Annotated in this window: 14 protein-coding genes and 1 riboswitch; of the genes, 8 read left to right on the forward strand and 6 right to left on the reverse strand. The window is 43.8% G+C overall.

Annotated elements, in window-relative coordinates:
• Window positions 1-28: 28 nt before the first annotated feature.
• From FW767_RS06600 to FW767_RS06610, 3 genes are read right to left on the reverse strand one after another with little or no spacing between them, the layout of a single operon-like run.
• Window positions 29-1,156, reverse strand: coding sequence for an endonuclease/exonuclease/phosphatase family protein (locus FW767_RS06600; protein WP_121699468.1), 1,128 nt, complete (start codon window positions 1,154-1,156; stop codon window positions 29-31).
• 17 nt (window positions 1,157-1,173) lie between these two features.
• The gene (locus tag FW767_RS06605) at window positions 1,174-2,079 is read right to left on the reverse strand and encodes a rhomboid family intramembrane serine protease (RefSeq protein ID WP_121699469.1); all 906 of its coding nucleotides are present in this window, start codon (window positions 2,077-2,079) and stop codon (window positions 1,174-1,176) included.
• Window positions 2,066-2,839 carry a rhomboid family intramembrane serine protease gene (locus FW767_RS06610; protein ID WP_121699470.1) on the reverse strand — a complete coding sequence of 258 codons (774 nt, stop codon included), beginning with the start codon at window positions 2,837-2,839 and terminating at the stop codon, window positions 2,066-2,068. Before FW767_RS06610 ends, FW767_RS06605 begins: the two co-directional genes overlap by 14 nt.
• 192 nt (window positions 2,840-3,031) lie before the next feature.
• On the opposite strand from FW767_RS06610, the gene FW767_RS06615 reads away from it, so the two are divergent.
• From FW767_RS06615 to FW767_RS06650, 8 genes are all read left to right on the forward strand, one after another.
• Entirely contained in the window at window positions 3,032-3,304 is a 273-nt protein-coding gene (locus tag FW767_RS06615) for an HU family DNA-binding protein (protein WP_121699471.1), read from the forward strand.
• 137 nt (window positions 3,305-3,441) lie between these two features.
• Window positions 3,442-4,044, forward strand: coding sequence for a porin family protein (locus FW767_RS06620; RefSeq protein WP_121699472.1), 603 nt, complete (start codon window positions 3,442-3,444; stop codon window positions 4,042-4,044).
• Window positions 4,045-4,125: 81 nt separating this feature from the next.
• A riboswitch (cobalamin riboswitch) is annotated at window positions 4,126-4,325 on the forward strand.
• Window positions 4,326-4,470: 145 nt separating this feature from the next.
• Window positions 4,471-6,372 (forward strand): TonB-dependent receptor plug domain-containing protein, encoded by a 1,902-nt coding sequence (locus tag FW767_RS06625; protein ID WP_235898077.1) that lies wholly within the window; start codon window positions 4,471-4,473, stop codon window positions 6,370-6,372.
• Window positions 6,373-6,399: 27 nt separating this feature from the next.
• Window positions 6,400-7,530: a YncE family protein gene (locus FW767_RS06630; RefSeq protein ID WP_121699474.1), complete on the forward strand. Its 1,131-nt coding sequence runs from the start codon at window positions 6,400-6,402 to the stop codon at window positions 7,528-7,530.
• A gap of 8 nt (window positions 7,531-7,538) precedes the next feature.
• Complete coding sequence (locus tag FW767_RS06635) at window positions 7,539-8,681, forward strand: ABC transporter substrate-binding protein (RefSeq protein ID WP_205523843.1); 1,143 nt, start codon at window positions 7,539-7,541, stop codon at window positions 8,679-8,681.
• Between the two features lie 10 nt (window positions 8,682-8,691).
• Window positions 8,692-9,693 carry an iron ABC transporter permease gene (locus FW767_RS06640; RefSeq protein WP_235898078.1) on the forward strand — a complete coding sequence of 334 codons (1,002 nt, stop codon included), beginning with the start codon at window positions 8,692-8,694 and terminating at the stop codon, window positions 9,691-9,693.
• 448 nt (window positions 9,694-10,141) lie between these two features.
• Window positions 10,142-11,416: an AAA family ATPase gene (locus tag FW767_RS06645; RefSeq protein ID WP_121699477.1), complete on the forward strand. Its 1,275-nt coding sequence runs from the start codon at window positions 10,142-10,144 to the stop codon at window positions 11,414-11,416.
• A 5-nt stretch (window positions 11,417-11,421) separates the two neighbouring features.
• Window positions 11,422-12,096: a hypothetical protein gene (locus FW767_RS06650; protein WP_121699478.1), complete on the forward strand. Its 675-nt coding sequence runs from the start codon at window positions 11,422-11,424 to the stop codon at window positions 12,094-12,096.
• 29 nt (window positions 12,097-12,125) lie between these two features.
• Here FW767_RS06650 and FW767_RS06655 read toward each other — a convergent pair whose 3' ends face one another.
• The 3 genes from FW767_RS06655 to FW767_RS06665 are packed head-to-tail and all read right to left on the reverse strand — an operon-like array spanning window position 12,126 to window position 16,810.
• Entirely contained in the window at window positions 12,126-13,919 is a 1,794-nt protein-coding gene (locus FW767_RS06655) for an ABC-F family ATP-binding cassette domain-containing protein (protein WP_121699479.1), read from the reverse strand.
• 32 nt (window positions 13,920-13,951) lie between these two features.
• Complete coding sequence (locus FW767_RS06660) at window positions 13,952-14,722, reverse strand: DNA alkylation repair protein (RefSeq protein ID WP_205523844.1); 771 nt, start codon at window positions 14,720-14,722, stop codon at window positions 13,952-13,954.
• A 45-nt stretch (window positions 14,723-14,767) separates the two neighbouring features.
• On the reverse strand, window positions 14,768-16,810 hold the full coding sequence (locus FW767_RS06665) for an outer membrane beta-barrel family protein (RefSeq protein ID WP_205523845.1): 2,043 nt from the start codon (window positions 16,808-16,810) through the stop codon (window positions 14,768-14,770).
• Window positions 16,811-16,833: the final 23 nt, after the last annotated feature.

Below are 16,833 nucleotides of genomic sequence, written 5' to 3' on the forward strand. Positions count from 1 at the left end.
TGAAAAAAAGTATAAGAAATTGGTTTGTTTATTCTTTGTTGTCACGGATAAATGTAGCTGTAAGCGGATAGTGGTCAGAACTGCGTATATTGCCGCGTTTTATTTCCGCCGCCTTAAAGTTGCCACGGTACAGTATATGGTCTATACGGAAATAAAAGCGATTGGTATTATATGTTATTATAGGACCGAACGCGCAATCTGAATAGGCATCGCGCAGACCACAACTTTTTATGGTGCGGTAAGCATAGCTCCCGGGCACGTCATTGAAGTCTCCGACAAGAATCACGTTGTCGCCTCTTCCTGTCAGGAAGTCTTTTATACTTTGTGCTTGTTCGGCTCGTGTGATAAATGCGTTGGACAATTTTCCGATAAGGTCGTTTTTGACTTTTGTCAGCTCCGATTTGGTAGGCCGTGTGTCTTTATCTGTCAGTTCTCTGTACAGTTCTTTGTCATCGGGAGTAAGTCCTATCGACTGCAGATGACAGTTTACCACTGTTGTCGGATGTCCGTCTATATTCACTTCATAGGCCGTGTAGTGCCCGGAGCCCCAGTCGGGTTGGGGAGTGTCGATAAGTTTAAAGGGATACTTTGACAATAAAGTCTCTCCGGCTCGGTCAGGCAGTTCGGTATAATAAGGATAGATGGCTGCCAGCGAATCGCGCTGAGCTTTGTTTCCATATGCTCCTTTGCCGTGAAGAGGTGCGGCCTCCTGAAGACATACTATGTCAGCACCGCTGTTTATTATGTACGATAATGTACGGTTGCCCCATGACGGTGTCGCTTCTTCATTGTCGCGAAATCCGAGAACATTATAGCTTAGTACCGAGAATGATGTTTTCTCTTCTTCCGGAGTAGGGGAACCTAAATTGAAATTAATCGGAAAAACGGTGAGGAGCGGGCCGGCACAAAGCAGCATTGTCACTCCGAACATCACTGTCAGTCGTTTTACGGCAATGAAATTGACAGCAAGAAGTATGGCTGACAGTATGACCCAGCCGCTGAATGTCATGTTGGCGAGCTGTGCCAGTGGAAATATCCGTGGCGGTATGTAACCTCCATATGCGGCCAGCAGTGTGCATAATGCTACAAGCACATTGATACCCACCCATACTGCAAGTATGGCTGATTTCAGTATCGATGTTATACTTCTGCTCATGATTATTTATCTTCTTGTCATTTTATGCGTCGGCTTATGTCAAACAGCCGTTTTTTCTCTTCGGCGGTAAGAGCTCCGTAGCCTGACTTTTTGACTTTGTCAAGTATCTCGTCAAGAGAAGCTTCATCGGCTTCTGCCGCCGGCTTTTTGTTTCCTGAAGTTCCTGTCGCAGTTCCGGCGTGGTAAAAGGTGCCGCCTGATTGACTGCTGTTCGCCTTAGGTTGCCGTGGAGCCGTTATGCGTTTCCACAAATTAACAATTGAATCTGTCATGGAGTTGAACGGAGCGGCTATATTGATGCCTTTGCGCTGTGCTATGGCATATATAGCTCCGGTTATGGCTCCGCCCAGATGTGCTATGTGTCCGCCACCGTTGCTGCCGCCCATGCTCAGCAGGTCTATGACTATGGTGATAATGGCAAGCCACTTCAGAGATATCTCTCCGAGAAACAGAAGGCCCACTTTATAGCCGGGTTGTCTTATGGCAGTTGCCGTGACGATGGCGAGTACCGATGCCGAAGAGCCGATGAGTAGCCCGTGCATATTCATTGCCGCGTAACTTGCTATGAACAGCGCCGCTCCTCCAAGACCACCATATATATATAGTGCGCACATGTTTTTGGAAGAATCGGCCAGCAGAAATATTGATCCGAACCAATATAGCCATACCATGTTAAACAGCAGATGCAGAAAGTCATACTGCGAAAACATATAGCTCAGCACCGTCCATGGCCTGACTAAAAGGGCAGGCAGTTGCGACGGCATTTCCACCAGTCCGAGAGCGAGTTGTGCCGGTTGACCGCTTATTGACAGTATCAGAGTGGCGACATTCAGGATTATGAATACCGCTATGTTGACAAATACGAGTTTTATAAGCATAGACCCGTATCGCCATTTATAACGCAGATTCTCAATAATATCCATTGCCTCCCACTATACCTTTGCGTTTCCAGTGCAATATGATGAAAAAGCCGAATATCATTCCGCCGAGATGGGCGAAATGGGCTATGCCGTCCGATGCCGAGCTTAAGCCGAGCGAAAGTTCTATAAGGCCGTATCCGAGTACCATCCACTTTGCCTTGATTGGCACAGGTATGAACATCAGGTACAGCGGACGGTTGGGAAACAGCATGCCAAATGCAAGCAGTACACCGTATATGGCTCCCGATGCGCCTACCGTTACAAGTGCATTTTCGATGTTCTGCTTTAAATGCATCAGTTCTACGGGCGATATGTAGGATTTGGCCTGTTCCATACTCATGCCGTTGGCGTGGGCGAAGTTAGCTACTACCATCTCTACATTTTCTGTTATGTAGGAGTTCATCATCATTGCCCATGTCAGTTCCTGTATGATGGCTGCTCCTATGCCGCATGATATGTAGTAGAACAGAAAACGCTTGCCGCCGAGTACTCGTTCAAGTGTTATGCCGAACATGAACAGGGTAAACATGTTGAAAAACAAGTGAGCTATGCCCTGTGTGGAGTGCATAAACATGTAGCTTATCACCTGAACGACATTGAAGTCGGGTGCGGTGATATAGTGCAGACCTCCATAGCGTACAAAATCTATGCCGAGTCGGTTGGGCAATACCATCATAGCCAGCCATATGAGGGCATTGATTATAATCAGGTTTTTGGTTACAGGCGGTATGACGCCGAAAAAAGAACCACCGTTTCGTATCATTCTCAATATAAAATGTTGATTTTCGTTTACAAATTTACTCAAAATATCCCGTTTTACACCCCTCCAATAAATAATTGAGCGAAGCAACTGTCATTTTTCGCATTTTTTTTGCAAAAAATATTTTTATTTAAAAATTTCACGTTATATTTGTAACATCTAAACGATTGTAATTTCAATTAATTTATCACAATTATGAACAAAACAGACTTGGTCAATGCCATTGCAGAGAAGGCTAACCTAACAAAAGTTGATGCAAAGAACGCACTTGATGCTTGCCTTGAAGCTATCGCAGGAGCATTGGAAAGCGATGACAAGGTTGCTCTTATCGGTTTCGGTACATTTGCCGTTACTGAAAAGGGCGCACGCACAGGCATCAATCCCCGCACAAAAGAAACTATTAACATTCCCGCCCGCAAAGTTGTTAAATTTAAACCGGGTGCAGAACTTGCCTCTAAGGTAAACTAATATTTCTTTAAGAAGTATATTAAAAATTACTTGACCTTATCTGATACGACCGCTGATATTGCATGTGCATAATGGCGGTCGTATTGTGTACTCATAAAACAGAGGTTTATCCAAAAACAAATTATATATAAGAGATTATGAAATTGATTAAAGGATTTATTTTGGCCGCGGTAATGGTTTTTGCGGCTATGCCGGTGTCGGCGCAGTTCCGTATCGGTCCTCGTGTAGGTGTGGCTGTCAATGATCTTCATTTCAACAAGAGTGTTTTTGACGGCGACAATCGTGCCGGATTCACTGCCGGCGTCATGACCGAGTTTACAGTACCTGTGATCGGTCTCGGCTTTGACTTGTCGGCCATGTATGTACGCCGTTCGGCAAAGTGGATGGATGGTGAAAACATTGTTAAAGACAATCGTGATTATATCGATGTCCCTCTTAACCTCAAGTGGAAGATCGGAGTCCCCGTTATAGGTAAGATTATAACTCCTTATCTTACCACCGGTCCGGCATTCTCATTTCTGACAAGCCGTCGTGCCATAAGTGACGCTTACAAGAATAAGAGTGTTGATATCGCTTGGAACTTCGGTTTCGGTGTGCAGCTTATTCAGCATATTCAGGTCGGAGCAAGCTACGGCCTCGGCCTTACCAAAGCGGTCAACAAACTTAATATAAACGACGGTAAAGGCGGTGTGGAAGGAAAGAACCGTTATTGGACTATAACCGCTGCCTATCTGTTCTGATATACATATTGTTAACACTATGATAGTATGCCGTGTCAATTCTGATGCGGCATATTTTTTTGTTATTTGGACAAAAGTATATAACTTTGCGGTCGCTTCGGTTCTCCAAGGCTTTTTATGGCAAGGAGATTAAAAGGGAACACGGGTGTGAATCCCGGACAGTCCCGCTGCGGTAATTTTCTTATGGGTCAAGGCATGTGCCACTTTTGTCTGTCACAATGGGAAGGCGCCTTGTTTTACCTGAAATAAGTCCGAAGACCTGCCGATGCATTATTTATTAATGTTTTTCTTTCGAGGATGAGAGGACATAAACTATTTTTATCGCGCATTTTGTGTAGTAGCCGTTCATTGGTGGGAGCGGCTTTGATTGCTGTTTCTTTTCCGGTACCGGTGCATGCTGACACTATTACCGGTAAAGTGCATCGCATGCAGGAAGTCACTGTATCTTCCCGCCGTTCGCCTATAAAGGTATCATCGGCAATTCCCGTCCAGACTTTGTCGGGAGCTGATATGTCGCAGCTTGGCATACAGAATATGGCCGATGCTGTAAGGCGTTTCGCCGGTGCCAATGTCAGGGACTATGGCGGCATAGGCGGTTTAAAGACCGTATCGGTACGCAATATGGGAGCGGCACATACTGCGGTGAGTTATGACGGTGCTCCGGTAAGCAACTGTCAGGCCGGTCAGATTGATATCGGTCGCTTTTCTCTTGACAATGTGGCTATGTTGTCGCTTGCCGTGGGACAGAATGACGACATGCTTCAGGCTGCCAAGCTATATGCTTCGGCTGCGGTATTGGGTATCCGTACCGAGCGTCCTGTGTTTGACGATGACCGTTCGTCGGCTTTTCGGCTGATGGTTAAAGGCGGGTCATTCGGCTATGTCAGCCCGTCATTTCGTTGGTGGCAGAAATTGAGTGACAGAGTGGTGACGTCGGTTGACGGCAGTTTTCTTAGAGCTGACGGTAACTATCCGTTTAAATTGGTCAACGGCAAATATGTCACTACGGAGCGTCGCAACAATTCTGCGATAGACTCTTGGCATGGTGAGGCCAATATGTATTACTCATTGCCTGAAGGAGGTGAGCTTCAGCTGAAGGGCTATTATTTTTACTCGAAGCGAGGATTGCCAGGAGCCGTAACCCTGTACAATCCTGTGTCTACCGAAACGTTATGGGATAAGAATGCTTTTATGCAGGTTAAATACAGTCGCCGGTTTTCTCCGAAATGGGAATTTAAGGTCCAAGGTAAATATAATTACGGCTGGAACCGTGACAGGGAGTATGGTCCGCAGTTTACCGGCGGAGAGTACAATGCCGTGCATAAGCAGAATGAGTATTATCTGTCGGCTACCGGCCTTTACCGTCCGTTGCCTGAACTTAATGTGGCTTTTGCGCAGGACGGTTTGATTAATACACTCAGGAGTACCATGATTGACTGTCCTTATCCTGACCGGTACACTTCGCTGAGTGCTTTGAGTATAAGATGGCAGCGTAGATTGTTTACTGTCACTGGCACTCTTGTAGGTACTTATATTACAGAAACGGTCAAAGAGGGTGATAGCCCGCACGACATAAAACGCTTGTCACCGGGTTTGTCGGTCAATGTACAGCCGTGGCAAGATGAAATGCTCTTTTTCAGGGCCATGTATAAAAGCACGTTCCGTACCCCGTCATTCAATGATTTATATTATTTTCGTCTTGGAAATCGCACATTGCGTCCTGAAAAGGCTGACGAATTTGACGTCGGCGTCACTTGGAGCCGCTCGTTTTTTCCGGCAATGGATTATATGTCGGTCACACTTGACGGATTTTATAATGACGTTACCGACAAGATCGTCGCTTTCCCTACCACTTATGCTTGGCGCATGGTAAATTTCGGAAAGGTGCATGTGACCGGACTGGATGTGACGCTGGCCACGGCACTCTCGTTTACGCGCGGATTGAAACTTATACTGTCAGGAGCCTATACGTGGCAGCGTGCCGTAGACCTCTCTGACCGTGATGCCAAGACATACAAGGACTTGTTGCCGTACACGCCTGTACATAGCGGCAATGCATCAGGTATAGTCGAAACGCCGTGGTTGAATGTCGGATATTCGATAGTAGCGGTAAGCAAGCGATATTATATGTCGGAAAACATACCGGTTAACGAAATTGCCGGCTATGCCGAACATACTCTTACTTTGTCGCGCGAAATTGATTTAGGAACATGTCATCTTAAACTTCTTGGTGAACTTGTCAACCTGACCGACTGCCAGTATGACGTAATAAAGTTCTATCCTATGCCCGGGAGGTCTTGGAGGCTTACAGGTACATTCATATTCTAACTAACATAACAATTTAAATTTTATTTTATGAGAATCAGAAGTTTTCTATTGGGTGCCTTGTGTACACTCGGTTTAGGCGCCATGATGGTGTCTTGTGGCGATAATGACAATGAATGGGACGATGGCGACTCCAAGGTTGAGTTACCTGACTCACGTGTCTATATTCTTAATGAAGGTTCTATCGATTCAAATAATGCAGGTATAGCATTCTATGATCCTCAAAACGGCGACTTTATCGACGACATTTTTTATCGTCAGAATGAAAGCCGTCTGGGTGATACCGGTCAGAGTATGATCCGCTACAACGGCAGCATATACGTATCGGTGTACGGTTCCAATTACATAGCCAAACTGAATGCCGCATGTGTTCAGGAGAAGCGCACTCTGTTTTCGTCAGATCCCGACCTGCGTGGAGGTGTACGGTATATAGCCGCTGAGGACGGATATATATATGCTTCGTTCTATGGAGGTATTGTGGCAAAGATTGATGCCGCTACACTTGAAGTAAAGGCTAAACTTAACGGGCTCGGAGCTAATCTTGAAGGTGTTGTCATATGCGATGATAATCTTTATGTGGCCAATTCTTATGAGATTGTCTTCAATCCGGCAACCAATAAAAACGATTACGTATATAAAAAGGAGGTCAAGGTCATAGACCTGAAGACTTTCTCGCTTAAAGAGACGTTGACAGTGGCTCAGAACCCCAATAAGCTTGTCGAGGAGGATGATAATGTATTCTTGATTTCATGGGATTATTTTGACGAAAGCTACGTATTGCAGTTTATAGAGCCTAAGAACAATAATAAAGTGAGCAAATTGGGTTATGCTACTGACATGGCCGCCGGCGACGATGTGATCTATCTCGTTGATTCGCGTACCGACTGGAGCACCCGTATCTCTACCAATACTTTCAGCTACTACGACATAAAGGCCGGTAAGCTTGTCGGCTCATCATTTTTAAAAGACGCTCCTGCCGAACTCATTAACAAGAGTATATCCATGATGTCTGTCAATCCTGAGAATGGTGATATATATATAGGTACCACTTTATTTGCTGATGGTAACGGCACTATGTATCGATTCAGAAAAGACGGTACGTTTGTTGAGAAATTTGACTGCGGCGGCCAGAACCCTAAAGCTGCCGTATTCTTTAATTAATAATTCATATGAATACAGTGACTGTATTAAAGTCGCTTGCTGTAATGCTGGCATTGTCGGCCTTCGTATCTTGCGGAGGCGGCAGTGCCTCTTCTGCTGTTTCGCAGGGTGATACGTTGTCGTTGGATTATGCGCGTCTTCTGACAATAGTGACTCATGAAGATTTCACTGAGGTTTCCGTCAGCAATCCGTGGGATAGCACAAAAATATTGAATACATATATTCTGGTGCCGGCATCGGAGCCGTTGCCCAAGCGGTTGCCTGCAGGCACTGTTGTGCGCACTCCGCTCTCCGCCGCGCTGATATACTCTTCGGTGCATAATAGTCTGATTTGTGAGCTGGGAGCTGTGAATGCTGTTAAAGGAGTCTGTGACGCCCAGTATATTCACGAACGGTCACTTAAGAAGCGTATTGCCGACGGGGCGGTTATGGATTGCGGTAACAGTATGTCACCCGACATAGAGCGCATCATAAGCCTGTCGCCTGATGCTATACTGCTGTCTCCGTTTGAAAATTCGGGTGGTTACGGTAAGTTGGGGCAACTTGGTGTACCTATAATAGAATGTGCCGACTATATGGAGATATCGCCGCTTGCCCGTGCAGAATGGATGAAATTCTACGGAATGCTTTTCGGACGTAAGGAGTTTGCCGACACCCTTTTCAGCCATACCGTAAAGGAGTATAATGCTTTGGCCGCTCTTGTTGACACAGTTAGGCATCGTCCGAAAGTTTTGATTGACCGGCTTTACGGACAGTCATGGTATGTGCCGGGGGCGGTGTCGACAATGGGCCGCTTTATTGAAGACGCAGGAGGCACAAATCCTTTTGATGAATACAAACGCAGCGGTAGCATAGGCCTTTCGGCTGAGGAAGTGCTGTATAAGGCGCAGGATGCCGATGTCTGGGCCATACGTTATTCACAGCCTGTAGACAAGACTTTGGATGAACTCGGACGCGATAATGCAATATACCGTGAGTTTGATGCGTTTAAGAATAAAAGAGTGTATGGTTGCAATACCGGCAAAGTGAGGTTTTATGAAGAGGTGCCGTTTCATCCGCAATGGCTGCTTAACGACCTTATAATGCTCTGTCATCCCGAACTGTCGCAGGTGAAGGGCAACCGGTATTTTACGGAACTTTTTATTGAATAGATAGGTGACAGTGAAGTTTTTCGTCATATCGGCGTGTGTGGCCGCGCTATTTGTTCTGACCTTGTTTGTCGGGTCGGTGCCTATACCTGCGCGCGATGTGCTTCACATCCTGTCAGGCGGTGACGGAGTTGCTGATGCGGTACGGTTTATCGTATTGGGGAGCCGGTTGCCGCTTGCGCTTACATCATTGCTTGCCGGAGCGGGGCTTGCCGTGTCAGGTCTGATGCTTCAGAGCGCTTTTCGAAATCCGTTGGCCGGCCCCTCTATATTAGGCATAAATTCAGGTGCGAGTCTTGGAGTGGCTGTGGTTATGCTTCTGCTCGGCGGTTCGGTTTCGGCCGGGGCTTTTTCATGGGGAGGTTATGTAGCGGTTATGATAGGTGCTTTCTTTGGAAGTCTTGCCATAATGGGGTTGCTTCTGTTATTGTCGGCATGGCTGAAAAACGACCTTATGCTGCTTATAACCGGTATTATGATAGGCTATCTCGCCTCATCAGTGATAATGCTGTTGAATTTTGCCGCTACGGCAGAGGGGGTCCAAGGCTATGTTATGTGGGGCATGGGTAACTTCAACGGGGTCTCCATGGCTCAGATGCCTGTATTCTCGTTTATGACACTTGCTGGTATTTTTATGGCAATATTGCTTATAAAACCGTTGAACATAATTTTACTCGGAACCTCTTATGCCCGCAATCTCGGAGTGGACATGAAGAGTGTGCGCAATCGCCTGCTGCTTGCTACAGGATTATTGACGTCGGTCATCACCGCATATTGCGGTCCTGTGGCGTTTATCGGACTGGCGGTGCCTCATATAGCCCGTCTGGTTTTCCGTACCGATGACCACCGTGTGCTCATGCCCGCCACGCTTCTTATCGGCTCGCTTGTTGCTATGTCGTGCAATCTGATATCGTTGCTCCCCGGAGGCGGAATACTGCCTGTCAATGCAGTCACCCCTGTCATAGGCGCTCCCGTCATCCTTTACGTTATCCTCAAAGAACGCCGCCGTCGCTGATGCGATATTATACTATCAACATCTCGGATGGAGTAGATTGTCATTGGCATATATTTAGATGTATTATTTACTCATGCAATTATAATTCATGGATTTATGATTGTGGTGATGATATTAAGTATGCAATTGTTGAGATTGAATATTATGAAGTGGATGATGACAATCTTAATATTTGGGGGGATTCGATTAATCGCTACATTAAACGTACTTATTTCATGATTATACACCCTGATAGCTTTAATGATGTAGGGCTTTACAGTATATGAAATATTGAATAATGTTCTATATTATAAGATGGGTTATGTAATCTGTTTAGAAATAAGAAGATTTATTTAAAATTTAGATGACTGCCTAAATATACTAATTTATTTAAAATTTGAAATGAGAAATAGTACAATTCAAATTTTAAATGCTATTTTTGTAATTAATTTAATAACAATTATATTCCATGAATGAAGTAAGGATAAAAATAAGTAGACTTGGTGCGATAACGGATGCTGAAGTTGTTGTACGTCCATTTATGTTGTTCGTAGGAAATTCCGGACTTGGTAAAAGCTATGTGGCTTTTCTTACTCATTATATCTATACAATTCTTGGAAGCAACAGACTTGAAGAATATTTTAAGCAATTCAATTATGATGAATTGTTAAATGGGAAAAAATCTGGGGATATAATTCTTCGAGTTAAAGTGCAGGATATATTTAATTGGATTAATCAAGATGCTATAACATTTATAGGGTATATGATTGGCCATGAGAAATTTAGTGGTAAAGTGGATATTAAATGGCCTTTTAGTGATGAATATATTGAATTCAGTTATTTTGAGGAGATGGGAGGCCTAACGAATAAGGAAGAATTGATATATCGCATTAAAGCAAAAAATTATTCTTATAGTTTGTTAGGTGATACGCCTAATATAGGTGCGTATGTATTTGAAACATTGTTCCGTGCTGAGCTTTCAGCTTCTATATTTGGAAGTTTTAAGAATTTTCCTCAAGATTGCATATTGCCATCATCTCGTGGTGCATTGATGGAGTTGCAAGGTAATCCTGTTTTTAAAAGTGGAATGTATGAACAATTCATATCTTTAAAATCAGAGTTGTATAGAACTCCAATTACCAAAGAGAAAGAAGAAGATCCGATATTAACTGATATTTTAGATATTGTTAATAATGGTAGATTGTCTCAATCTGATAATAATATAATCTATACAACATTAGATGGAGTAGAGATGCCATTGACTGCTGCTGCCTCTTCTGTAAAGGAATTAGCTCCATTTACAATGTTGTTAAATCGGTTTAATCTTTCACGGACATCTATATTGTTAGATGAGCCTGAGGCGCATCTACATCCTGAACGTCAACAACATGTGGCGGATCTTATTGGATATACTTTGTCACGGGGATGTCATATGCAGATTACTACGCATAGCGATTATTTTATTAAAAGATTAAATCTTCTTATTAAGCTGTTTAAAATATATAAGCAAAATAAAAAAGATATATCTCTGATATTAAAAAAATTAGGTATATATTTTGAAGCTTTGATTGATCCTGATATGATAAAAGCATATTATTTGACTCAAAGAGAAGATAAATCTTCACAAATTTTCGAATTGGATGTATTAAAAGATAGTATGATACCGTTTGATTCTTTCCATAAAACCATTATGTCTGATTTTGAGAGCGTTTCGATTATTGATGAATATATTGATAATATCTAAATATAATGGCAATTTGTGAAAAACTATCAAAAATATTAACACGTTATCCCTCTTTAATAGGGAAAGGGGCGATTGATATTTTGGAATATGATGAAAAGGCTACAGTGCGTAAAGTAACATGGATTAATTCTGATTTTAATTATTTCGATTCTACTTTGGCAAAAGATATGACAGCCTTTTTCCAAAAATCTACTAAAAATGAATTATTTTGTAAGGATTGTGATGGAGTAATAATATTTGAGCACGGTGGTAAGAAATATATGTTCATAACTGAATTGAAATCAGGATTCAGTACTGAAATTTTTTATAAGGCTAAGACTCAAATCCTATCTTCTTTTATTAAAACGAATATGATATTACATCTATTGTCGTGTTATAAATTGGAAGATTATATTGTTAAGGGTTTTATAGTAGGGCATCCTCCTAAACCAGATTTTATATACAATGTATCTAAAGCAGATATGTTAAAAGATAGTGACACAAAGAAAAAACATGAATTTGCTCGAAGTTTTTTTATAAAAAATAAATCGCATATTAGATTTTTAAAACCTAAGGATTTCTATTGTTTAAAAGGCTTGCCATTAGGAGACAGAGGTATATTTCAGAATATTGAACTGTATTTTATAGAGGTAAAAGATGGCGATTCCGAAATAAAATTAGATGTTACAAATTATATATAACTTTTAGCTTATTAACTTATTTATATAGTTTATTCTTTTTCCGAGAGTTCGAGCCAGCGTAGTTCTTTTTCATCAAGCAGAGTCTTGACTTCTTCGTAACGTGTTGATTTCTCAATGATGTCTTTGACTGCCTCTCCGCTCTTGAAGATTGCTTCAAGTGTTGATTTCTCATTGTTGAGTTGCTCTATTTCCACTGTAAGCTGTTCAAATTCGCGACGTTCCTTAAATGTCATTCTGGCTTCATTGCGTTCACGCCGCGGTCTGTTGTCTTTAGCTTCTGAGGTTTTGTTGGCTGGGGCTGAGTTCTCTGTATGTTCGGAAAGCCAAGTCCTATAATCAGTGTAACCTCCCGGAAAATCTTTTATCACGCCGTCGCCTTCAAAAACAAAAAGATGATCGACGATGCTGTCAAGGAAGAAACGGTCGTGGCTGACTACAATAAGGCAGCCGTTGAAGTTGCGCAGGTAGTCCTCGAGTATGCCGAGGGTCATTATATCCAAGTCGTTGGTAGGCTCGTCGAGCACAAGAAAGTTGGGCGAACGCATAAGTACTGATGCCAAATGAAGACGTGCGCGTTCGCCACCGCTTAGAGTGCTTATATACTTCTGTTGGTCGGCGGGTGAGAAAAGGAAATGGGTTAGGAACTGCATGGGTGAGTACCGTACATCACCGTTTACGACAATGTCTTCGGCTATTTCCGTGATGGCGTCGATTACCCGTTTATTGTCGTCAAACGATATGCCTTCCTGACTGTAATAGCCGAAACGTACCGTATCACCTACGTTCCACTCTCCGCTATCGGGGCTGACGATGCCTTGGAGCATCTTGATAAACGTGGATTTGCCAACACCGTTAGGACCGATTAAGCCTACTTTCTCATATCGGGCAAATGTGTATGTGAAATCGTCAAGTATGATTTTTTCACCGAAACGCTTGTTTACACCATTGGCTTCGAATATTTTTGATCCGATGTACGATGACTTGACATTCAGTTCTACATTGTCTTCCGACAGATTTATTCTTGACCTGCTTTTCAGATCATAAAATGCATCAATACGGTATTTTGCCTTTCCAGCGCGGGCTTGAGGCTGACGCCGCATCCACTCCTGCTCTTTTCGCAGAGTGTTTTTTACTTTGGCAAGTTCCGCACTCATGGCTTCTATGCGTTCCTGCCGACGTCGCAGGTAGTAATCGTAATTGCCGTCGTAGGTATATATGCTTTCGCGGTCAATCTCGATTATTTTGTTGGTAACGCGGTCAAGGAAATATCTGTCGTGGGTCACCATGAGCAGCGTCATGCGTGAGCGAGTCAGATAGTTCTCTATCCATTCGATTACTTTTATGTCAAGATGATTGGTCGGCTCGTCAAGTATTATCAGGTCCGGATTGCCGAGTATGACTTTCGCGAGAGCCACGCGCTTGGATTGCCCGCCTGACATGGTGGATACGGGGCTGTCGGCGTCTGTTATACCGAGCTGGGTCAGCATCTGCCGTGCGCGGTCTTCGTAAGTCCATACGTCATGTTCATCTACGTGCAGGTGCTCTGTGTCGCGCATACAGTAGCCGAGAGCGGTGTCATCTTTCTGAAAGAGGGGAGTCTGATCCAGTATACCTACTCGGAGTCCCGATCTGAAGGTTATATTGCCGGAGTCAGGACTCTCTTTGCCGGCAATTATGTTGAGCAGGGTTGATTTTCCGGTACCGTTTTTAGCTATAATACCGATTTTGTCACCCTCGTATACCCCGAAAGTGACGTCACGGAATAGCATGCGGTCGCCGTAGCTTTTTGTCAGATTTTCAACCTGTAGATAACTTGTAGCCATAAATGGATATTTTGTACAAACTTACGGAAAATCTACCGAACAGGCAATATCTGCTTTTTGTATTGTCTCCGCATAAGGCGTAGAGCGTCGCGTTTGTCTTTGCTCATCTTTTCGGTGGCGTAACTGAGGGTTACCGGCGATATGCGATGTATGTTTATGTTGATGTAATCAATAAGCCGGGCCATGTCTTTTTTGCCCACTTCCCGCAGCACCCATCCGACGGCTTTCTGCATAAGATTATGTGGATGCTCAAGAAGCATGTCGGCCACGCTTAACGGCAGGTCGAGTATGCCCTGCCTCACCGGAGTAAGCATTGCTACCATTGCTACGCGTTGACGCCACAGGTTATCGGAATTGATGAGGGTGTTAAGTTCCTCAAGTCTATTGCCATTGGCGTACTCGACCCCGAGTATGTACTCTGTGCTTAAGTCCACAAGGTCCCAGTTGTTGGCTTTGTGGCAATTGGCGAAATAGAAGTCGGCTATTTCGCCTTTATAAGACTGTGGTGACTTTCTGTATTTTTCTACAAGAGCGAGAAAGCCTGCCAACCGGAATTCATGGACTGGACTGTCGAGCATTCTGCCAATTTCGCATAATGACAACACTGCATAACCTTTTGAAATCCTGCGGTTGTCTGGTACATAAATACCTATGAAAATGTCACCTTCGCCGTATTCGCCCCGACCTGTCTTGAAAAAACGCATAAGGTCGGGTATTTTTTCGCTATGGGCTACGAGCCTAAGCTCATCCTGCCATGTTTCGACGGTTTTGTGCGTGTCGAGGTTTGCTTTGTCAGCTGACATCTTTGCCTTTGATATATTCATTCTGCAAATATACTGAAAAAATAACTAAAGACGTTTTAGCTCGGCTTCAGAGGCGGCTTTGCCTTTGTATTTGCTCTTTTGCGGTCGGAAACGGTAGGCTACATTAAGCGTTATGCCGCGTCGGTCGTAGCTTTGTCGCTTGTCAAACGATATGCCATAGGTATACATGGTCCAGTTGTTGTTGGCAGTATTGAATATGTCTGTAGCCGATATTTTTACAGTCAGTGCTTTGTTGAGGAAGGCTTTGCTTACTGATGCGTTCATGGTGAACCAAGTTGTGTTGAAGCGGTTGGTGTGCATGTCACCTTCGGTCTGTCCGCTTAAATTGGCGGTTATTGCGATGTCATGTGGAAGGGTGAATGTGTTGGCAAAATAATATGAGAAAATGGGCTTGTCATATTTTATCTCATCGATATTGAGCCATTGGCGATATAATCCTATGGTATAGTCGGGCCGCCAGAATCGGAATGTATTGCTCCAGATAAGATACAGGTTCACCGATGACACATCGATGTTTATCGGATGAAGCAGAAGTTGAAGTGTTGGGGCTTCATATAGTTGTTTGACAAAGGCATAGCTGTCGTTCGAGTATACATAATCGGCCTGAAGAATGAAGTTTTTCCACATGCCGAATATCTGAAGGTTGTGCATGGTCTCGTCTCTTAGTCCGGGATTTCCTCCTTCGAGTTCGTGTATGCCTACATAATTCCTGCTGCCGGTAATACGTGCATAGGGTGGTTTTACGGTAGCCGTATTGTAGCTGATATTGAGCTGGGCCGTAGGGCTGAAAGTGTAACCGAGTGATATGTCGGGAGTGAACATATGGTCTGTGCGGCTGATGTTGTTATCTTTTACATTGTTAAGTGTGAAAGTGTAGTCACTGTATTCATATCTTGCACCAAGCGACATGCTCCACCTCCCGGTCATGTAAGCCCATGATGCAAACATACCGGCCGATATCTGTCTTGATGCGGATAACGACGATGGCACATAACTGTCTATTTCCGGATTCCGCATAATATAATCGAGGCTTGAACGAGTGAAGGAACTTTGTGCACCTGCAGAGAAATTGCCTTTCAGAAGCGGAAAGTCGCAGTACAGTTTTCCAGCCCAAAGAGTCGAGCGGTTGTGATCGGTTGATTTTACAAGCGATAATTCCGCATTGGGATATGATGTTGTGACGTCGTTATCGATGTATGCTGACCTGAAGTCGCCGTCAAAGTGTAAGTGGTACTTATTGCCGACAGTATTGTCATAATATGCTGACACCATGTGGCTCCCTGCTTTCGTATTGCGGGTTATGCAGCGCTCTTCGGGATGAGAATCGTTAAGCCATTCCGTACCGTTATTTGTGAAGTCGCTATGCTCGGGATTCAGGTTGTAGTATGCTCCGAGTGATTGTTTCCCGTCAGTATAATTGAAGCCGGCTTTCACTGATGATGCATTTGCTTTATAATTGTTGTTCTGTGTACTTCCTATAGTCGTCGTCTCGCCATTATATATAAGTCTGTTTATGGAGGAGCCTTTTGTTAAACTGTTATTGTGGGAAAAATCACCGTATGCAAATATGTCCCATCCGCTGATTCTGTAATTAACGTCGACTGTTTGTGATAGTGACCACTTGCGGCGGTGCTGTGACTGCGATATGGCTGTAAGCGACAGCCCTTTGATAATGTTACGTTGTGTGGTGATTTTTATGACAGCGCCTACGGTGCTTTTATATTCGGCGCCCGGCGACATAAGTAGCTCCACTTTTTTCATATCGGATGATAGCAGGTGCTGCAACTCCTTTGTGTCGTGCACCGGACGTCCGTCTATATAGATTTCGATATCGTTTTTACCGCTGACTGATACATCTGTGTTTTCGACTTGCATCATCGGTAATTGTGCAAGCACGTCAAGTGCCGTGCCGATGTGTTGCAGTCCTGAACCGCTTACAGTTGTTACGAGAGTTGTGCCGTCAAGACGTGTTGCCGGTTGCTTTGCTGTTATAACTATTTCCTGCAACTGTTTTGTGATAGAGTCTGACAGTTCGTCGTTTTGGGCCAGAGACATTAACGGTATCATAAATGCCGTTAATGTGACGTACT

The sequence above is a fragment of the Heminiphilus faecis genome (assembly GCF_008728965.1).
Taxonomy (GTDB): Bacteria; Bacteroidota; Bacteroidia; order Bacteroidales; family Muribaculaceae; genus Muribaculum; species Muribaculum faecis.